Annotated in this window: 13 protein-coding genes; 6 read left to right on the top strand and 7 right to left on the bottom strand. The window is 39.1% G+C overall.

Translation table 11 applies throughout. From position 1 onward, the window contains the following. Positions 1–70 precede the first annotated feature (70 nt). Together MM214_RS08440 and dnaG are read right to left on the bottom strand one after the other, a co-directional pair. On the bottom strand, positions 71–1291 hold the full coding sequence (locus MM214_RS08440; RefSeq protein WP_241294315.1) for a bifunctional 3,4-dihydroxy-2-butanone-4-phosphate synthase/GTP cyclohydrolase II: 1221 nt from the start codon (positions 1289–1291) through the stop codon (positions 71–73). A 79-nt stretch (positions 1292–1370) separates the two neighbouring features. Next, a complete protein-coding gene (gene dnaG, locus MM214_RS08435; RefSeq protein ID WP_241294313.1) occupies positions 1371–3323 on the bottom strand; it encodes a DNA primase in 1953 nt (650 codons plus the stop codon). 415 nt (positions 3324–3738) lie between these two features. Here dnaG and MM214_RS08430 point away from each other — a divergent pair, with 415 nt between their 5' ends. From MM214_RS08430 to MM214_RS08405, 6 genes are all read left to right on the top strand, one after another. Continuing rightward, on the top strand, positions 3739–4833 hold the full coding sequence (locus MM214_RS08430; protein WP_241294403.1) for an Mrp/NBP35 family ATP-binding protein: 1095 nt from the start codon (positions 3739–3741) through the stop codon (positions 4831–4833). A gap of 44 nt (positions 4834–4877) precedes the next feature. Continuing rightward, positions 4878–5120 carry a NifU family protein gene (locus MM214_RS08425; protein ID WP_241294311.1) on the top strand — a complete coding sequence of 81 codons (243 nt, stop codon included), beginning with the start codon at positions 4878–4880 and terminating at the stop codon, positions 5118–5120. 18 nt (positions 5121–5138) lie between these two features. Further along, complete coding sequence (locus MM214_RS08420) at positions 5139–8210, top strand: M43 family zinc metalloprotease (protein ID WP_241294309.1); 3072 nt, start codon at positions 5139–5141, stop codon at positions 8208–8210. A gap of 234 nt (positions 8211–8444) precedes the next feature. Further along, positions 8445–9221, top strand: a complete 777-nt coding sequence (locus tag MM214_RS08415; protein ID WP_241294307.1) for a PASTA domain-containing protein — start codon at positions 8445–8447, stop codon at positions 9219–9221. Next, entirely contained in the window at positions 9218–11053 is a 1836-nt protein-coding gene (locus MM214_RS08410) for a T9SS type A sorting domain-containing protein (protein WP_241294305.1), read from the top strand. The genes MM214_RS08415 and MM214_RS08410 overlap by 4 nt, the downstream gene beginning before the upstream one ends. 2 nt (positions 11054–11055) lie before the next feature. Next, positions 11056–11358 (top strand): rhodanese-like domain-containing protein, encoded by a 303-nt coding sequence (locus MM214_RS08405; RefSeq protein WP_241294303.1) that lies wholly within the window; start codon positions 11056–11058, stop codon positions 11356–11358. 67 nt (positions 11359–11425) lie between these two features. Here the strand turns inward: MM214_RS08405 and dnaB are convergent, their stop codons facing one another. From dnaB to MM214_RS08380, 5 genes are all read right to left on the bottom strand, one after another. Further along, positions 11426–13012 (bottom strand): replicative DNA helicase, encoded by a 1587-nt coding sequence (gene dnaB / locus MM214_RS08400; RefSeq protein ID WP_241294301.1) that lies wholly within the window; start codon positions 13010–13012, stop codon positions 11426–11428. Positions 13013–13254: 242 nt separating this feature from the next. After that, positions 13255–15690, bottom strand: a complete 2436-nt coding sequence (locus MM214_RS08395) for a glycoside hydrolase family 2 TIM barrel-domain containing protein (RefSeq protein ID WP_241294299.1) — start codon at positions 15688–15690, stop codon at positions 13255–13257. 5 nt (positions 15691–15695) lie between these two features. Beyond that, positions 15696–17282: a glycoside hydrolase gene (locus MM214_RS08390; protein WP_241294297.1), complete on the bottom strand. Its 1587-nt coding sequence runs from the start codon at positions 17280–17282 to the stop codon at positions 15696–15698. A 61-nt stretch (positions 17283–17343) separates the two neighbouring features. Continuing rightward, positions 17344–19035 (bottom strand): RagB/SusD family nutrient uptake outer membrane protein, encoded by a 1692-nt coding sequence (locus tag MM214_RS08385; protein WP_241294295.1) that lies wholly within the window; start codon positions 19033–19035, stop codon positions 17344–17346. Positions 19036–19056: 21 nt separating this feature from the next. Then, positions 19057–22149 (bottom strand): SusC/RagA family TonB-linked outer membrane protein, encoded by a 3093-nt coding sequence (locus MM214_RS08380; RefSeq protein WP_241294293.1) that lies wholly within the window; start codon positions 22147–22149, stop codon positions 19057–19059. Positions 22150–22201 lie beyond the last annotated feature (52 nt).

Here is a 22201-nt window from a genome sequence, read left to right as displayed (position 1 = left end):
GAGAAGGTCATTACCAATAGACTAAATGAAAAATCCTCTCTTTGTAGAGAGGACTATTTAATGTAGTTCATTATTTTTTCAAAATACTATGTCCCATTTTATCTCTTTTGGTTTGGAGGTATTTTTCATTGTGAGGATTAGTCTGAATTTCTATTGGCAATTGCTCCACAATTTCCAAACCGTAGCCTAAAAGCCCGACCCTTTTGGTTGGGTTGTTGGTTATTAATTTGATTTTGCTAATATTTAAATCTCTCAAAATCTGAGCACCAACTCCATAGTCCCTTTTATCTTCAGGAAAACCCAAAGCTAAATTGGCTTGAACAGTATCCATGCCCTGTTCTTGAAGTTTATATGCTTTCAGTTTGTTGATCAATCCAATACCTCTCCCCTCTTGATTCATGTATAGAACCACACCTTTCCCCTCTTTCTCCACCATTTCCAAAGCCCTATGCAACTGTGGCCCACAGTCACATCTACAAGAGCCAAATATATCTCCAGTCACACATGAAGAGTGAACTCGAACCATCACTGGCTCATCCGCCTCCCAAGTTCCTTTGATGAGTGCCATGTGAATATCCTCTGTATTGGTCTGACGAAAAGCAATCAGCTCAAAATCTCCAAAAGTCGTAGGCATGGCCACACCAATTTCTCTTTTGATGAGTGATTCGTTTTTGAGTCTATAAGCAATCAAATCTTTGATTGAAACCAATTTCAAATTAAATCTTTTGGCCACTTCAACAAGATCTGGAAGTCTTGCCATGGTTCCATCTTCATTCATGATCTCTACCAGTACACCTGCTGGCTGTAAACCCGCTAGTCTCGAAAAATCTATAGAAGCTTCTGTATGTCCTGCTCTTCTCAGTACACCTCCCCTTTTTGCTTTAAGAGGAAAAATATGCCCAGGTTTACCTAATTCATCTGGATGTATCGAATCATCTACCAGTGCCCTGATAGTCTTTGCCCTATCACTTGCAGAAATACCTGTGGTACACCCATGCCCCACCAAGTCTACAGAAACTGTAAATGGTGTTTCAAAAGCGGCTGTATTGCTACCAACCATCAGTTGAAGGCCCAATTTCTCACACCTATCCTCAATCAAGGGTGCGCATATCAATCCTCTACCATGAGTAGCCATGAAGTTGATGATTTCAGGCGTAACCTTCTCCGCAGCACATACAAAGTCACCTTCGTTTTCTCTATCTTCATCATCTACTACGATGATTACTTCTCCATTTCTAATGGCTTCTATTGCTTCCTCGATGGAATCTAATTGGTAGGGTAAGGATGTCATTTTTGAAGTATACTTTCTTTCGGACTGCAAAATTACGAGATTTATCCCTGAAAAACGCCTTCTTTCTATTTTAAGTTTCTCAATTGCTAATTACAATTCCTAACTGTTTGTCTATCTCCACTTGATATCGCTTCAATTCCATGTAAACGCGCAACTTCTCATCCATTGCCTCTGCACTTTCATTTTGATCCTGCGCTGATTTTATCTTGATCCTTGCTTCTTCTAGCATCTTTTTCACCACCTTTTGCTTCAGCCTGAGAATATTATCATAGACAGATTTGGCAAGATCGTCTGCTTCTGTGGTTGTGAAAATTTGAAAACGCTCTTGCCAAAGTTTTGAAATCTCATGCTTCTTGGTGATCATATTGATCACCTCTTGCTTGACTTCTCGGTCGTTTGATTCAAGAAAATATTGGGGCTGAGGTAGGATTCCTTTTGAAAGTGCTTGTTTGTATATCCCCAGAATCTTATTGAAAACTGGTATGGTAAACTCTAAATCTTCAGTCTCCTGTAGTAAATATTCGCAAACGCTGAGCTCATCAGAAACCATCTCAAAGCCATAGTTTACCAACATCCTCATCATCTCACGCTCTTGTGCTTCAAGTTGGGTGGAATATGGTACTTTTTCCTCTTCAATGGGAAGAAAAAGATCCACTGGTGGTGCCATATCAGCTTGATCATGCTGATCTCTTTGCTCTTTGAAGTATTGATCCTTTTGTACTTTGAGAAGTATCTTATTCAATTCAATATGAATAATCTCCTCATCTATTTCAAGCAATTTGGATGATTGCCTTATATAAACAGATCGAATGATGGAATCAGGGATTTTTGATAAGCTCAGAATCACTGATCGTATCAATTCTGCTCTTTTGACTGGATCTGTAGCTGCTTCTTCTGCAAAAAGTGAAATTTTGAATGCAATAAAATCTTGAGCACTATCACTCAAATAATCCGAAAATACCTGAGAACCAACTTTTCGAGAATAGCTGTCTGGATCATCACCATTAGGAAAAACGACAGCTTTTACATTCAATCCCCCTTCCAAAAGCATGTCAATCCCTCTCAAAGACGCTTTGATCCCAGCAGCATCTCCATCAAAAAGTACAGTGACATTATCTGTAAATCTTTTGATGACTTTGATCTGATTTTCGGTTAGGGATGTTCCAGAGGATGCCACTACATTTTCAATTCCCGCCAAATGCATCGAAATCACATCTGTGTAGCCCTCTACCAAGTAGCAATTATCCTTCTCTCGTATAGATTTCTTTGCCTGAAACATACCGTAGAGTACATCACTCTTATGATATACTTCTGTCTCAGGTGAATTTATATATTTAGGTTGCTTCTTATCTTGGGTCAATATCCTGGCACCAAACCCTATGGGTTTTCCTCCAAGATTGTGAATTGTGAAAGTCACCCTTCCTCTAAATCGATCATATATCCGACTTGGATCACCTTCTTTCTGTAAGACTAAGCCCGCCTTGAGTAAAATATCTTCAGAATGCCCCGCTGCTTTGGCAGCTTTGAGCAAATGATCCCAACCATCCAAAGTATATCCAAGATCAAACTTATCAATGATGGCTTGATTGAATCCCCTTTCTTTAAAATAACTCAGCCCTATCGCACGACCCTCTTCGGTCTGAAGGTTTTTTACAAAAAAATCCTTGGCATAATTCAGTACAATATAAAGACTCTCTCTTTCATTGTATGCTTGCACATCTTCTGGAGTGACAGCTTTATCTTCCTCTACCTCTATCCCGTATTTTTGAGCAAGGTGTCTGATCGCTTCATTGAATCCCACACCTTCGATATCCATCACAAATTGTATGGGATCTCCAGCTTTTCCACAGCCGAAGCATTTGTATATTTGCTTTGCAGGAGACACAGAGAAGGAAGGAGATTTTTCGTTGTGAAAAGGACAACAAGCCCACAAGTTTTGCCCCTTCTTTTTCAAAGGCACATAATCATTCACAACGTCTTCTATATCCGCCCTATCTCTTACTTTATCTGCCGTTGCTCTACTGACTACCATGCTTTATCCAAATCAAAGTTCAAATATAATAAGTATTCAGCTATTCTGAGATTTTAGATTTTAGATTGTAGATTTTTGTCTTGATAGCTCAGGATTAGATTTTAGAAAGGATGAAGGTAGAAGGATGAGGGAGAAATACGCAAAAGCGAAATAAAGTGGAAATATGCCTGCAGCGAAAGGGAGGGGAAATTCTCTCCTATCCTAGGGGGAAACCTATTCATAATTCTAAGTTCTATTGTGTCCCGAGTCTTGTTTCTTGTTTCTTGATTCTTGTTTCTCTCGCTTCTCGTTTCTATTCTCTCGCTTCTAGCCTCTCGTCTGTTTTTTATTGATTTTTGTTAAACCTTAATACATGTTAAAGGTTTTATTTAGAATATTTATAGATTAACTTGCGCACAAATTGAAAAAGCAGTTCATGACGATTACAAAAGAGCAAATACTAAGTGCACTATCTAAAGTTGAAGACCCTGATTTGAAAAAAGATCTGGTGACTTTAGGAATGATTCAAAATATACAAATTGAAGGGAATAATATAAGCTTCAAAGTGGTATTGACCACTCCAGCTTGTCCACTCAAAGAAGTAATCAAAAACAATTGCATAGAGGCTATTGAAGATGAAATTGGAAAGGATATTTCCCTTGACATTTTCATGACCTCTCAAGTAACGACTACCAGAGACAACACACCTCTGCTTCCCAATGTAAAAAACATCATTGCCATAGCATCAGGAAAAGGAGGAGTAGGTAAATCCACTACTGCTAGCAACCTTGCAGTAGCTCTTGCTAATTCAGGAGCAAAAGTTGGGCTGATAGATGCAGATATATCTGGTCCATCTGTACCTACGATGTTTAATGTAGAAGCTGAACAACCAGCTGTAAAACAAGAAAATGGCAAAAACCTTATCATACCTATAGAGCAATATGGCGTAAAATTGATGTCCATTGGATTCTTGACACCATCAGACTCCGCAGTGGTATGGCGTGGTCCAATGGCTAGCTCTGCCTTGAAACAATTTATAGGAGATGTAGAATGGGGCGCATTAGATTACCTCTTGATAGATTTGCCTCCAGGTACTTCCGATATTCACCTAACGATGGTACAAACTATACCCGTAACAGGTGCTGTCATAGTCACTACTCCACAGAAAGTAGCTTTGGCAGATGCCACCAAAGGACTATCGATGTTCAGACAGGCTCAAATAAATGTTCCTATCTTAGGTGTTGTTGAAAATATGGCTTATTTTACACCAGAAGAATTGCCCAATAATAAATATTATCTATTCGGAAAAGAAGGTGGAAGAAGGCTGGCTGAAAAGTTTGAAGTCCCCTTTTTAGGCGAAATTCCAATCGTGCAAAGTATAAGGGAAAGTGGGGATTCTGGCTTTCCAGCAGTGATGAAAGCAGGAATCACAGAAAAGGCATTCTCAGAATTGGCAGAATCAGTAGCTCGTCAAGTAGCGATCAGAAATGCAGAAAAAAGTAAGACTACGGTAGTACACGTTAATGAATAAAAAGAAATCAGTGCACCGAAAAGTGTATTTGAAAAAATAACAATATGGAAATGAATGATAAAATAGAACATGCCTTGGATAGCATCAGACCATATCTCGAAGCTGATGGTGGCAATGTAAAAGTAGTAGAATTGACGGATGACATGGTGCTAAGATTAGAACTTACTGGAGCATGTAGCTCTTGTCCTATGTCCACAATGACACTGAAGGCTGGAGTAGAAGAAGCTATCAAAAAAGCAATTCCGGAGATTGTAAAGGTAGAAGCTATCAATATCACAATGGCCTAAGTCCAGAAAATAATCTTTATGATAAGAACATCTAGCCAACTAAGGGTAAACAATTGTTTTACCCTTTTCTTCTTTCTTTTGAGTTTTTCAATCAAAGCACAAAGCTTTTTTGGTCAACCTCTTCAGCATATTCATGATGAAAAGTGTGCTCATGTTTATTTTGAAAAACTACAAGAAGAAGCGCTAGGTGTGTATGGTTCTAGAGACTACTTCGAAAGTTGGATAAGTGGAAAACTAGAAGAAGTAGCCAAATCTCCAAGGATTCAAAGCAGAATGCAGAATGATCCAAGGGTAATACCTGTAGTAGTACACGTAATTCACGGAGGTACACCCATAGGTCAAGGTTCCAATATACCAGTTTCTCAGATAGAATCTCAGATTAGAATTCTCAATGAAGATTTCAGAAGGGAAAACTTGGACAGAAATCAAACGCCTAGCGAATTCCTGAATGTAGCTGCAGACGCAAATATTGAATTCGTCCTTGCTAAAGTTGATCCTAGAGGACTACCAACAAATGGGATAGTTCGAGTCCTAGGCACAAAAAATCTATACGACCAGACAGATGCTGCATTGATTTCAGAGCTGTCTATCTGGCCACCAGAGAGTTATCTGAATATTTGGGTAGTACCACTTCAGCAACCATTCATAGGTTATGCTACTTTTCCTGTTTCAGATTTACCTGGCTTGAACTTTATACCTACTCAAAGAGAACTCGATGGTATCACGGTTGACTACAGGTATTTTGGACAAGGAGGAAATGCAATCTCGGGGTCTAGAGGCAGGACTGCAACGCATGAAGTAGGTCACTTCTTCGGACTCAGGCACATATGGGGAGATGCTCAAAACCCTGCCAATGGCTGTGATGTGGATGACTTTGTAGAAGATACTCCAAACCAGCAGAACGCAAACAACTCCTGTAGAATCAACATTCCAATTTTTTCATGCGGTAGCAGAGATATGACTGAAAATTTTATGGATTATAGTCCTGATGCTTGTATGAATTTATTCACACAAGGTCAAGTGAATAGAATGAATGCAGTGCTTGAATTTAGTCCAAGAAGGAATTCTCTCATAAATAATTTTGCCACTCAAGATCCAAACCTATTTGGACTCGATCTATCCATTGAAAGAATTATCGACCCACAAGACCTCATTTGTGAAAGTACAATCGTACCAAGTTTAGAAATTCTTAATAGAGGGACTACAACTATAACGTCCGCAGTTATTGAAATTAGGCTGAATGGTGCCTTACTTCAAAGTAGAAATTTCAGTTTCAACCTAGCTATAGGTGAAGTAGCTTTAGTAGAATTCAATCCAATTACTTTGACTGGAAATGGGCAAGACCAGTTCCAAGCTATCATCACGCAAGTGAATGGGCAGGACTCTGATGACAATACATCTAACAATGTGATTAGTAGTCTTCCAGTATTACAGACAGCGCTTACACTACCTTATGCATTGAACCTATCGAGCGATACAAATAATTGGATCATAAGAAATCCTGACAATTCTTTCACTTGGGAAAAAATTTCTCTCCCAATTTCTGGAACAAATCAAGATCTGATGAGAATACAAAACTTTTTATATGAAGCCACAGGTGCTTTGGATTTCTTTATCTCACCTTCGATCAATCTCAATAATTTCCCAAACGCACAATTAACCTTCAACATGGCCCATGCGCCTTATAACTCCGCAGGTATATCCGACGCTATGTTTATCGCTGTGTCAACTGATTGTGGCAATACATTCAATATCCTTGATGCTCCATACAGCAAAGAAAGCTTCCAACTTCAAACAGCTAACCCTACCCTGAATGAATTCATCCCAAGTTCAAACGCACAATTTAGAAGGGAGATCGTAAATCTGGAAGCATACAATGATTTTGACAATGTAAGAATAGCTTTTATTGCTAGAAATGGTTACGGCAACAATATATACCTAAAGGATATTGAAGTCTTAACAGAAGAGACATATAGCTATAAACTTGATCTGATTAAGCTAATCAGTCCAGGCCCCATAAATAATGGTACACAGAGTGAGGAAGTACTTCAAGTTTTCAACTCGGGTAATCTCAGTATCAATTCTTTTACTTTAAATAGACAAACTAATAATAGTACAGTACAATCATTTGTAGGGACAGGCTTCAATATTGGTCCCAACCAATCTTTTGACTTAGAACTTGACAATTCCTTGAATAGTAATGGAACTTCGAGGATCTCTTACGAAATTACATCTCCGAATTTTGACCAAAATCCTGGAAATGAATCTTCTTTGATACAATTTAATGTCAGAAATACCAACACCATCACCGTACCATGGCGACAGAATTTCAATAATTCTACAGCTTTGGAACCTTGGACTAGTGTAAATATCAATAGCAATCAAAATAGTTGGGAAGTAATACCTCTTCAAAGTGAAACCCAAAACAACCTGATCAGGTTGAGAAATGATAATGCAAATGAAGAGCATTGGTTAGGATCTCCAACTTTTGACCTCTCTGGAAGCAGACAAGCTAGTGTATTCTACAGAATAGCTGCAAGTAACCAATCACCAAGTACCATATTCAAAATTATGGGAAGCATAGATGGTGGTGTGAACTACACCGAGTTAGACAGAAAATCTGGAGAAGAAATCAACACACTAACTTCTGGCATAGTAAATCCAAATATGAGAGAGCATTTTAGTAGAGGATTCGTAGATTTAAGTTCTCTCACTGGAAGCGGCAGGACAAATGCAAGAATAGCTTTTGTGGCTGAAAATGGAAGCACTACCAATGATCCTATATACATAGATGATATTGAACTATTCCTCTCTGCAAATCCAGATCCTGTTGACCCAGGTCTAGGAAATACGGTGATCTATCCCAATCCAGCAAGAGATGTGTTTAATGTAACGTTTAACTTAAGAACTAATGAAGAAGTAAATATCCAAGTAATTTCTTCTACTGGAGCTATGGTACAGGATATTAATTATCCTAATACCTTGAACCAAACCTATACTTTCAGTACCAGTTTATTCTCCAAAGGTGTATTTATTGTAAAGATCACGAGCAATTCCATTACAGAAACACGAAAACTGATCATTCATTAAGGAATTTCAAAAACATTGGCTCCCATGATGGATTTATATGATTTTTGAAACGCGTCAAACTTTTTGAAGGTTGAAAAAAATAATCTTAAATACAAATTGTATGTCTGAACTGTTGGAAAGTGATCGATAGTGAAAAAAGATTGACATACATTTTTAGATCAAAAGGGCACATTTATTGGAGAAGGTTAAATATAATTTTACCTTTATACGTTAGCTTAAAAAAAATCTATCTTCATGAGTGAAATCAAAGGTTCCATAAAAAAAATTGGGATACATATACTGATCATATTTGGGGTGATCACCCTGTTTTCATTTTTATTTTTAAAAGTATTTTTACCATCTTACACGAATCATGGACAGACTGTATCAGTGCCTGACTTAGAGGGCTTTGGACACGACGAATTAGAAGACTACTTAAAAAGTAGAAACTTGCAATATGAAGTTGAGTTAGACAGTGGATTCAATGCTGACTTACCATCCTTGACAGTTTTGAAACAAATCCCAAAAGCAGGAAGTCAAGTTAAATCTGGGAGGAAGATTTATGTCACGCTGAACTCAAAGAATGCACCTATGATCAAGATGCCAAATTTGGTACATAGTCAATTGAAAAATGTCCAAGAAATTTTGGCCAACATCGGCTTAGTTAGAGGTGAGATAAAATACGTTCCAGATATTGGAAACAACGTCGTTTTAGAGCAAAAGTATAGGGGTAGAAATATCCCAGAGGGCTTCGAAATCCCAAAGGGATCTCAGATTGACTTGGTCGTGGGTGATGGATTGGGAAATCAAATCCTAGATGTACCAAACTTGATCGGGATGGATGAAGTAGATGCAGAATTCTTGATCATAGGATCAGGGTTGAGAATGGGAAGGATCAATTATGTAACTACTGATTCTGTACCTCAAGGTACTATAGTGAGGCAAATTCCTCCAGCAGGTGCAGAAGTAAAAACAGGTGAACCACTTGATCTATGGATTTCTGAAATATCAAAAGAAAGAGATTTTGAATGACAAAGCTTAAAACAATCTTTATTTTTTCACTTATACTACTTTTTCAAAGTACAAGTGACCTACTTGCTCAATTTAAACAACTCGGTATTCCTAATCCTACTGACCAAAATCAATTACAAAATGCTAGAGTGAGAGAAGACATAGTTTTGAATCTTCCATTTTGGGATGATTTTAGCACCAGAGGGATAGATGATACCAAATGGATCAATCAAGGAGCCTCTCATTCATATACCGTCGCCAATTCTGCACCTAGTATAGGAGTGGCATTACTTGATGGAATTGGTTCAGATGGTCAACCTTATGCAGATAGTCCATTGACTCAAGGCGTTGCTGATAGGTTATCATCTCATATGATTGATTTGAGTGACTTAACAGACTCAGAAAAACAAACAGTCTTTTTGAGCTTTTATTGGCAACCAGCAGGGAAAGCTGAAATGCCAGATGCCAATGATTTTATCACATTGGAATTTTTGAACGCCAATGGAGACTGGATGGAAGTATGGAGGCAAAATGGAGAATTGGAAGCTAATCGCCTCTTTTTTACGCAAGAGATGGTTCAGGTCACTGAATCATACATGCATGAATCCTTTCAGTTTAGATTTCAATCACGTGGAAGACTGTCTGGACCTTTCGATACTTGGCTAATAGATTATGTATATTTGAATAAAAACAGAAGTTCACAAGACCTAAATAGACTTGACCGGGCTTTGACACAGGCAAACACTCCCATATTCAATCGATACAGTTCCATTCCTCTGTTTGAGTTAAAAGCTAATCCAGAGATCTATCTGAACAGAACTGGGAATGAATTTAAAAATCTAGAAAATAGATTCCGAGCGATGGAATACTCTGTAGAAGTAAGAAATAAAGAGACGCAGACCGTATTGCAAAGGATCAATAACAACACACCGATCAACCCTGTACCTTTGGCTTTGGAAAGGAGGACAATTTCTTCGAACCTGATCACCTCAGAAGCACTACCTGAAGGAGAGGCGGATCTTGAGGTGCTTACTTATCTGAGTACTGGTGATCGATCTCTGTTTCAATTGATAGAAGGTGATAGTATAATTTTTCCAGAAGTAAATTTAAGGATCAACGATACGGTAAGAACAACTGTGGCAGTTAGAGATTTTTTAGCTTATGATGATGGAGAGCTAGACTATTCAGCTGGTATCAATCAACGATCTGGCATGCTTGCTGTAAGATTTGAAAAGATTCAAGAAGCATTTCTCAAAGGAGTAAGCATCAATTTCACTAACTTCCGACAGTTTGGAAGAGGTATAGACATTATGGTATGGACAGATCTAAATCAAGCACCCATATACGTTTTGGAAACAGTTATTCCATCAAAAGAAAGCTTGGGAGACTTTAGTTATTTTGAGTTTGATGAAAATATTCAGTTACCAGAAGAGTTTTATGTAGGATTTATGCAATTTTCCAATGATTTTGTATATGTAGGTTTAGACAAAAACAGAGATAATGGAGACCAAATTTATTACAATGTTACAGGAAGTTGGCAGCAAAATGAAATTGTCGAAGGCTCATTGATGATTAGACCACATTTGAGCGAATCAGCACCTTTCGAATCTGGAGAAATTATCCCAAGAGGTGGTATAAAAATCTATCCAAATCCTGCTACAGAATATGTGCTAATAGAAGGTGATTTTCAGCTGATTAGTATTATTGATCAATATGGCAGATCAATTAATGTTCAAATGGAAGAAGCTGAAAAGGGTAAAATCCTTAATTTTGGAAATCAAATGAGGGGTATATATTTGATCAATGTATATGAACAAGGAAAACCTCAATCTTATAGAATAATCGTAAAATAATCATGGAAGATATTCAAGTAGAAGAATTAAAAGAAAGATTGGAAAATCAAGAGAACTTTGTATTCATCGATGTCAGAGAAGAATGGGAATATGAAGAGGACAACTTAGGCGCATTGAACATCCCTTTGGGAACTTTGCCTCATCAACTTGATGAAATAAATCAGTACAAAAATCAGGAGATCATCATTCATTGCAGATCAGGTGCAAGAAGTGGTAATGCTAAGAAGTTTTTGGAAACGAAAGGATTCTCCAAAGTAAGAAATGTAATCGGAGGTATCAATGCTTATAGAGCCTTAGAAGATTAAGATAAAGTAAATTCGAACCCATTAAAAAAAGGTGTCCGATCAATCGAGACACCTTTTTTATTTTTCATCAAAATGGAGCTGGCTCATTGTTACCGAAGCCTCCAGGAAAGGGACTATCTTCATCACCTCCATTAGCTTTAGATTGTACCCTGATCATATTGCCTGAATCAAAGCCTTGTCCACTTGCACTACTTGGGAATTTGCTCCCATACAAAGCATCTTGGGGTTTGTATGGAACATTAAGTTCCAAATCTGTAAATCGGGTATACTTACCTATAAACCTCAACTTCACGGTCTCTAAAGAGCCATTTCTATGCTTGGCTATGATAACCTCACCCACACCCATGGTTGAGTTACCATCTTCATCCTCATTGATTCCATAGTATTCAGGTCTGTAGAGGAACATTACCATATCGGCATCTTGCTCTATGGCTCCAGATTCTCTCAAATCAGATAATTGTGGTCTCTTATCTCCTCCCCTAGTCTCTACCGCCCTTGAAAGCTGAGACAAAGCTATCACTGGCACTTCCAATTCTTTGGCAATCATCTTAAGTGATCTAGAGATGCTGGCGATTTCTTGTTCTCTGTTTCCACCTCCACTCGACTTTGAATCTCCAGACATCAGCTGCAAGTAGTCAATGACAATCATTTGAATGTCATGCTGCGCCTTGAGCTTCCTACACTTTGCCCTAAGTTCAAGAATGGAAAGAGCTGGTGTGTCATCTACGAAAAGTGGCGATTTGGAAAGTTTTGCTGTTTTATGAACTAATTGCTCCCACTCATAATCCGCTAGATTACCCTTCTTAATTTTCTCTGAATCAAGTTCTGCCTCAGAAGAGATCAACCTATTGACCAGCTGTACAGATGACATTTCTAGAGAGAATATGGCTACTGGTCTATTGTGGTCTACAGCGGCATTTCTCAATACAGAAAGTACAAATGCGGTCTTACCCATCGCTGGCCTAGCTGCAATAATCACCAAATCTGATTTTTGCCAACCTGAAGTCACCCTATCCAAAGCAGTAAATCCACTCGGAACACCAGTAAGCCCATCTTTCTGGCCTTTTTTAGACTCCAACTCCATGATAGCAGCTTTCATGATGGATCTCATATCTGAATAATTTTTTCTGATGTTTTTCTCAGAAATCTCAAAAAGTGAGGATTCCATTTTATCCAAAAGCTCAAAGACATCAGTAGTATCCTCAAAAGCCTCCTTTTGTATCTCTGAGGCAATACTGATCAGATCACGCTTCATCGCTTGCTCTGTGATAATCCTCGCATGATATTCAATATTGGCAGCAGAAGAAATCTTGGATGTAAGTTCTGTGATAAAAAATGCTCCTCCTGCAATTTCCAATTTACCATTTTTCCTGAGCTGATTCGTCACAGTCAACATATCAATCGGTTGACTATCTCCAAAAAGATCTAAAATGGCTGAATAAATCACTTTGTGAGATTCTTTGTAAAAACTCTCTGGACGCAAAATATCCACTACTTGTGTCAGTGCATCTTTCTCAAGCATCAACGCACCTAATACTGCCTCTTCCAATTCAATAGCTTGAGGGGGCAATTTCCCTACTCCTGAGATACTTGCCAAATCAGGCTTCTTTCTTCCTAAAATTCTATCTTTTCCCTGTGATTTTTGCTCTGCCATAATAACAAATGTAAGCTGTTTGTTTCAAAGGTTTTAAACAAATTATACACCAGTTATCAACAGCTCTCTTAATCTCCATAAAATCAATACCATAGAACATTACTTGGTTTGAGAATAAAAAAAGCCAGAGAAAAATCTCTGGCTTCTGCTTAGCTAAGAAGTATATCAAAACAAATATACAATGCAAAATAAAAATCTATAAATCACTATATATCATTTACTTACGAATCACTTTATCCTTATTAGTTACTCACTCCTAACTTTGATTGATGATTTAGCTGAAAGACTTCATCTGGCAGACCATCAGTACGTACGGTCAGTTTCAGATTTTGATTTGCTGACTTGATTTTGATATAAGCTTTTACTTTGCCTTGGTAGGTATATCTACTTGAAGCTTGGTATTTTTCATGGCTACTCAAATCCCCGCTTTCCATGGCCAATACTTCTGCTCCTCCATCTATTTCTATAGAGACCAGATGAGATCCATCTTCTATCAAGTTTCCATTGCGATCTACAATCTGCAAGTTCAATTCTATCACTTCTCCTGCTTTTTCATAGGTTGGAGTAGAAAGTTGACCTGTTACTTTTGATGGATCACTTGGAGTATTTAGGATGTAGGTGGCTACTTCGTGATCATCTTTATAAGCTATGGCCTTCAAACTTCCTTTTTGAAAAGGAACTTGCCAGCCAGGCATAAGATCTACTTTATAGCTCATCTTTTGCTTACCGAGTGATTGATCATTGAGAAAAAGCTCAACTTCATCTGCATTGGAATATACGACCACCCATTTTGACTCACCTTCTGCACCACTCCATGTGTTTGATATCCCCGCTCTACGAGTGACTTGCCTTTCATTTTGAGCTATTCCGATATAAACCATAGGTTCATCTGACCAAAGACTTTGTCTAAAATAGAAATCAGGCTTAGGATTGCCAGCCAAATCTATAATTCCAGCCCCACTACTTCTCGAGGGCCATGGTCTAGCTTCGCCGATGAAATCAAATGCTGTCCACAAAAATTGTGAAGAGATAAACTCATTCTCTGTCACTGCAAACCAAGCATCCAAACCATCTCCATTTTCACTTCCATAAATCACCCGATCAGGAAATGTTTCATGATCTTCTTTATACCTATACTCTTGATAATTGTACCCTACAATATCCAAATTGTCAGGATAATCTGTAAAATTGGACATGGCTACTCCTGCAAGTGCCGCAGTCACTGGTCTTGTCGTATCCCATTTTTTTACCGCTTTAGCGAGTATAGCTGATATTCTTCCCAATTCAGCAGCTGGGGGATTACTGGGCTGATATCCTTTACCATATATCTGCGGATTCCTGCCTTCGTCTAGGATTGGATGGCTATAAGGGTCATTAGGATAATCGATTTCATTACCAATACTCCACATGATGATCGAAGGTCGATTCCTATTTCTCCTTACCATATCCTCCACATCTCTCTCAGCCCATTCTTCAAAAGCATTATGATGCCGATCATTGCCTGGAGTTCCTGCATTCCATCCTTCTATCCATTTATTTTTCCCAAGCTCCCATTCATCAAAAGCTTCATCTTGAACCAAAAAACCCATTTCGTCACAAAGCTCATAGATATAATCCTGGTGCGGATAGTGGCTCATTCGAATAGCATTGCTGCCCAAAGCTTTTAATGTTTCCAACCTATTTCTCCATACTTCTTCAGGTACGGCCGCTCCAAGTGCACCTGCATCATGGTGTATGCAGACTCCCTTGAGTAGCATGGTTTCTCCATTGAGTGAAAAACCTTTTTCTGCATCAAAATTAAAACTCCGAACACCTACGTTTTCATTCCACTCATCTAGCTTCTTGGATCCATCCCAAATAGAAACTTGCAAAGCATAAAGATTCGGATCAGCGGGAGACCAAAGTTTTGGAGTAGGTATATCGAAAGACAATTCCTGTATACTGTTGGAATTTGAAGTCAAATCAAACTCATGATGCTCACTGATGACCTCCTTTCCAGAAGGGTCACGTAAAGAAACCTTCAATTGGATCGGATAGTCAGCATGTTTCTGATGATCAATTGTTACTTCAAGTAAGGCCTCAGCTGAACTATGACTAACTTCTGGTGTATGAAAATAAACTCCCCACTGAGCAAAATGAATGGGTGAAGATTTGATCAAATATACATTGCGGTAGATTCCAGAACCAGTATAATACCTTGCGTCAGCAAATTCACTGTGATCTACTTTGACGTAAAGCGTGTTTTTTCCAGTATTCAAATGGCTTGTGAGTTCATATTGGAAAGGGATAAAGCCAAAAGGCCTCTTTCCTAAATGCTGACCATTGAGCCATACTTCACTGTTTTTGTAAACTCCATCAAAGTATATTGAATAAACCTGATCTGCATCAAAATTCTCAATTTCGAATTCTTTCTTATACCATCCAATGCCACCTGGCAAATATCCTGTGCCACTTGCCCACTCCGAGCTAAACGGCCCTTCAATACTCCAATCATGTGGCAAATCTAAAGTTCTCCAGCCTGCATCTACTTTTTGAATTTGTTCCCAGCTTGCATCGTTGAGTTGAAACTGCCATTGATCATTGAACAGCTCTTTACCCGATTGCTGAGCCTTTGCTAAGGAGAAGAAAAAAAGAAAGAAAATGATTAGATAAACTTTTTTATTCATTTTTCTAGTCATGAGTTTTAGTTTTGGGTGATCAAAGTAAGTATAGATCTTGCTGGCAGCTTGATTGGTTCTCCTGCAATTATTTCATATGATGCCAAGTCATGCTCATGGTCTGTCAAATAACCTTGCAATTCACTATTTGAGTAGTCGCCAGATAAAGGAAGTTCTATATTCACTTCATTTGTCGAGGAATTGATAGCCACTATCACTAGTTCGCCTGTCTGTGGATTCTTATAGGCTGAGCAAAGCAAGTTCTGGTCTTGTGCTTGCTGCTGCTCTATAGTCAATCCCACACGAACAAACCCCGGTCTGATAAACTTGCTATAATTTCCCAAAGCCCAAAGCATTTTGCTTGTTTCATAGGTTCCATCAGTCTTTGATTTAGAAATATAAACCAAGCCATCTTTATAATCATATGGAGAAATCCCAATCCACCAATGCCACGCAGAAGCTTGAGCAATCGTAAGATCATTATGAATCACCCTTGCCATGTACAAGGCTGGTGTTATTCCTAAATCTTTTCCGTTTCCTTGAATTTCACCATCATTATCACCCAAGATACAGTATTCAGACATCCAGTATTTCAAACCTGGAACACTTGACATGGCTTGAGCTAGCTGATTCCTTTTACTCACTGCCATCTGAAATGGAGAAGTAGTAAAATAGCTATGCCCAGAAATATTATTACTCAAGTGCTTGAGGTCAGCAATATAATTATCAGATCCTGGTGTGAAAAAATCAGCTATCTGATTGGATCTTCCCGGTCTATTATGAACCTCATACAAGTACTCAATTTGACCAGACTCAGCAATATCAATCTTGGTAGAAAGTCCATTTTCTTCTAACTTCTTATCCAAAGCTCTCACAATTCCCGCAATTTCATGGTTCCAAAAAGGTGTACCCTCTTGTCCTCCATCTATCCAATCCCACTGAGGTTCATTGATTGGAGAAATATAGTCTACTTTTAATCCTTCTTGTTCTATACCCTGAATAGCCTTGGCCATGTATTCACCAAAAGCATCGTATTGCTCACTTGCTAAATTAGATTCGTTGGCATTGGATGCAAAGGCTTTTCCATTCCTAGTCAACCAAACTGGCGGGCTATTGAGAAATACAAGCAAATGATCTACTGACCTTTCTTTGGCAGCTTGAGCAAGCCATAACTGAGCCGCTTGTCGCTCGGGACTGAATTGCCCTTGAGCATCCATAACTGATGAAGCCCTTCTCCATTCGTCTCCGATACCACTGTCAGATCCCTGCGCTGCACTTCCAGCTCCAAGGTTGAATCTCCAAAGTGAAAGACCAATCCCTTTTGGATTTCCTTGTGCGTCAATCTCTTGGCTAAATAAGAGATCCGCAATGGCATTTTTCTTGGCATCTGACCAAGCACCAACAAACTGTCCAGACCAAGCATCTGATGCTCCAAAGTGATCAATTTGTTGGAAAGTTTCATTAGGCTCTAGGTTAAGCTTAACTACATTCCCCTGTTTGTCATTGTCTTGATCTTGGGGATTATTGTCATTGCATGAACTGAAAGAAAGCATCATCCATGAAGTAGCAAGAAGTAACTTAGTGCTGATTTTTTTATTAAGTCTATTTTTCATGTTCGTTGGATTAAAAAAAGAAAGGGGGAAAATCCCCCTCCCGTTGGTTGCTGAAGCCAATTTAATTATATCCTGGATTTTGCTCCAATGCATTGTTTGAAGCTAAGATCTCTTGTCTAGGAATAGGTAGCCAATAATGTCTCTGTAAGAACCTTCTACCTTGTAGAGCAATTTTTCTTTGATAAGTGAAAGTACCATCTGATGCCCTTCTGATATCAATTCCGTATGCAGGTTCGTTTTCTGTATCCTCTGCAATCATCCATCTTCTGACATCATAGAATCTATGCTCTTCAAATGCCAGCTCGATTCTTCTTTCATGTTGGATTCTTTCTCTCATTTGATCCTTGGAAAGTCCGGCAGGTAAAGGAGGCATGTTCACACCATTTCTTCCCCTGATGCTGTTAATAGCTTCATACACCGTAGCGTCAGGCCCACTGGCTTCGTTTCTGGCTTCGGCATAGTTGAGAAGGATCTCAGCGTACCTGAAATATAGCCAGTTTTGAGTACCAGCTACTTGCCATGGATTCTGAATAGGAAGAGATTCATCGATGAATTTTCTCATGTAATATCCCGTTCTGCTAGTATTCCAGTTGGAAGGACCATCTTGACTATCCCTTCCACCGGGAAGGAATGTTTCCACATTCCTTCCGCGATAGGGAGCTCCATTGTGTAGAATGGTCTCATAGAATCTAGGGTCACGGTTTGCATATGGATTAGCTGCATGAGTTGGGTTATCCCAATCAAATGAAGAACCATCCATCATTTCATAATCATCTATCAGGTTTTGAAGAGGTGCATTTCCACCCCAAGCATCATAGCCATTTGGGCCATTGGCAATCTCTAATGCAGTATGCCTCTGGTTCAAGTTGTAAAATCTCGCAAAAATCACTTCTTGATGACTTCCTGATGCAGTAAACATCTCACCATATCCTTGCTGATACAAAGAATATTGACCTAGGTTCATCACATCTTGTGCAGCTTGTGCTGCCCTCTGCCATTGCTCTGTAGAGCCAGTTGTACCTCCGTTATAAAGAGGACTAGCAGCATAAAGAAGTAATCTGGACTTCAATGCCATAGCCGCACCTCTTGTAGCTCTACCTTCAAGCCAAGACCCACTATTTTGCGATGGAAGTCCAGCAATAGCTTCATCTAACTCAGCAAGCACGTAACTTAAGCCTTCTTCTATACTGGCTCTTGTAAACAATGCAGGATTGCTAAAATCATCTCCAAGCATAGATACTTCATCACCTCTCAAGACAACTCGACCATAATTTCTGATTAGGTCATGATACCTGTAAGCCCTGATGAATTTCAGTTCTGCTCTAAGACGTGATTTCCCAGTCTCTGACATGTTAATGTTTGGAAGATTGACTAAGGCAAAGTTACACTCCCTGATACTTCTATAACTTCTGCCCCACAGAGTACCAGCAATACCAGTATTTTCAGGAGAAAGTAGCCCTTGCTGTATTACCCAAGTGTTGTCATCATTATTGTAAACTGATTCATCTGTAAGAGAAGACCAAAGTGCATATTCAAATCCTCTACCAAAACCAGGCACAGAACCATCTCCTTCTTTGTCTCCTAACCTAACGCCCAAATATCTATTGATCACATAGGCTTCAAACAATGTCGTATCCGAAAGAATAGAGGCATCTGAGACCCTATCTGGTGGTACAATATCAAGAAAATCTTCATTACATCCAGCTAAAGCGATACCGATAACAAGGATGATATAGTACTTTAAATTTTTCATTTTGTAAATGGCTTTTCGGGTTTAAAACTGAATATTGACACCTAAATTGAGAATCCTCTGCTGAGGGTAGAATTGACCGCTGTTGCTTGAACCTTCTGGGTCAAAGTCCTTCACCTTGGTTATGGTCAATAAGTTGAATCCATTAGCATACACTCTTAGATTTCCTACTTTATATCTTTCCAATAAGTGCTTTGGAATATTGTATCCTACTTCCAAGTTTTTCAATCTCACGAATGAAACATCTTGGAGCCAAAAATCAGATGGAAAAAGTCCACCACTTACAGCAGAAGAAGATCTTTCACTAACTCTTGGGAATGTTCCATTAGGATTGGTTGGACTCCATCTGTTGTCTGACCATGAGCTGTAATAGTTACCTACAGTTCCAGACTCAGGAAGGACATATTGTCTTGCACGACCTTGACCAGAGAATAGCATCGCAAAGTCAAAATTCTTGTAAGTCGCATTCAGGTTCAGACCAAAAGTGATTTGAGGAATATTACCCAAATTGGTTCTATACATGTCGTCAGCAGTGATTTCACCATCTCCATTGATATCTTCATAGATCAAGTCGCCTAGACGTGCTCCAGGCACATGAGGAAACTGATCAAATTGCTCTTCTGAGGTGAAAATTCCAATTGCTCTGTACAACAAGTAAGTATTCATCGGTCTACCAGTCAGCCTTTGATAGTCAAGTACACCTGCTGCCTCATCCATGAAAATGATCTCGTTCCTAGCAAATGTAAAGTTACCTGCTGCTCCGAAAGTAAAATCCTTGCCTCTGTGCTCATACCCTAGAGTAGTCTCAACACCGCGACTTTTAACCCTTCCGATATTCTCTGAAGGAACCAATGATTCACCACCATATGGATTAACTATTCCAGAAGACCATGGGATTGAAGCATTCCTAGTTGTCAAGATATTTGTTCTGTCTTCATAGAAATAGATCGCTTCAAAATTGAATTTTCTTGCAATAACTGCATTCAATCCAATATCTGTTTTGTTAGCCGTCTCCCAAGTAATGTTTGGATTCCCAAGTCTAACCAAATCTATCCCTGGTCTTACGACATCACCCAGTACATAGCGATTGTTGAATGTATAATTGTCAAAAAACTGGAATTGCCCCACATTGTCGTTACCTAGCTGACCATGTGAAACCCTGATTTTCAAGTCATCCATGAAGCTAAAGCTATCTCTGAACCAATCCTCTTCTGATATCCTATAACCTGCTGATACAGCTGGGAAGAATCCGTATCGATTACCTCTTGGGAAGATCGAAGATCCATCTACCCTAGCTTGGAATTCCAAAAGATATTTCTCGTTGTAGTTGTAGTTAAACTTACTGATAAAAGATCTTCTGGTAAAATTGTAGCTTCTTCCCCAGTTGTTGTAGTCCGTAGCTGCTGATCCACCTTGAGATAGCTCTGGAGTTTCCGCAGTAGGAAAGTTAATCCTCGCTGCACCAAATTCTTGCTCTTTGTTTTCACTTTGCTCAAAACCTACAAAAGCATCTACGAAGTGATTTCCAAACTGCCTGTTAAAGTTCATTTTGATGTGACTTACAATCATAGACGTATTGGTATGTCCTTGATCCAAAGAAGGTCTTTGATTTGGCCCACCGCCAATTACAATAGGGTCAAAAGTATCCGCTGTCCTATTGTAGTTGTATAAAGTGTAAGGCACTCGGAAAGTTCTATACCTATTTGAGCTTTCATCCACAGAATAAAAACCATCTACGGAAAGTCCTTCTAGTACTGGAAGATCATATTTCGCTCTCAAAATACCATTGAATACATATCGTGGGTTATCATTTGTACCTCCAAGATCTGTTGCTAATATCGCTGGATTGGCATTTTCAATGCCCGATGATGGGAGTCCGTTAGGATAAAATGCATTCACTGTAGGATATGCACGATAGATAGATCTAAAGATTTGACCTGCTCCTTCAGTTGGGAACATTCTTGCTTCTTTTCTTCCTGCCAAACCCAGTCCTACTGTCAAACGCTCGTTTACAGTTGCATCGATGTTTGATCTAAAGCTATACTGATCAAATTTTGCAGCGCCATTTCTATAGAGACCATCCTGAGACAATTTACCCAAAGAGACGAAATAATTCACATTATCGCTACCTCCTCTGATGCTCAGGTTATGTTGATTTTGCAATGCAAAATCTTGTAAAGTCTCTCGTTGCCAATTCGTGTTCGGGTAATTAAGAGGATCAGAACCATTTCTAAAGCGCTCTATTTCTTCTTGGCTATAGACTTGATTCATTCCATTCTGATTGTTATTGTAGAATGCAATCTCGTTTCTGATCGTAGCATAAGTAGCTGCGTCAGCCAATCTTGGTAGCCTAGTTGGAGAAGAGAAACCTTGGTTATAGCTGTAAGAGATCACAGGCTTACCTGATTTACCTCTTTTGGTAGTGATGAGGATCACACCATTAGCTGCTCGGCTACCATATACGGCAGCAGAAGCATCCTTAAGTACAGAGACACTCTCAATATCATCAGGGTTCAACCTTTCCAATCCACCGATCTGACCTGGTACACCATCGATTACCACAAGGACATCATTATTACCGGTAGTAGCAAGACCCCTGATAGAGATACTAGATCCATCATAGCCTGGCTCACCACTTCTATTGCTAGCTATAAGTCCAGAGAATCTCCCTGCAAGTGAATTGGAAACGTTGGGCTGAGGGCTTCTTGTAAGTTCCTGACCATCTATTTGAGAAACAGAGCCAGTTAGGGTCACTTTCTTTTGCTCACCATAACCCACTACTACAACTTCACTTAGATCATCCATATCGGATTCCATGTTTATTGTAAATTGGGTTTGAGACCCTACAGAAACTTCCTGGGTCTTGTATCCTATAAAGGAGATCCTTAAAACAGATTGGGGGGTGACACTGGCATTGATTGTAAAGTTCCCATCAATGTCCGTAACTGCACCTGAGGTGGTGCCTTTGATAATTACAGATGCCCCTGGTAGGGATTCACCAGTTTCATCTAGTACTTTTCCTCTAATGGTCGTCTGCTGAGCAAACGCCATTTGGTGAAAAGTGAAAGTTAGTATCAATACCATAAATGATACCCAGCTAGTATAAGCTTTTTTCATCTTTCTTTTGGGTTAAATTGTTAATAAGATAAATTTGAAATGTAAGAACGAA

The organism is Belliella kenyensis (assembly GCF_022549675.1).
GTDB lineage: Bacteria > Bacteroidota > Bacteroidia > Cytophagales > Cyclobacteriaceae > Belliella > Belliella kenyensis.
The sequence above is the reverse complement of the archived record's forward strand: the minus strand, read 5'-3'. Positions and strand labels throughout refer to the sequence as shown.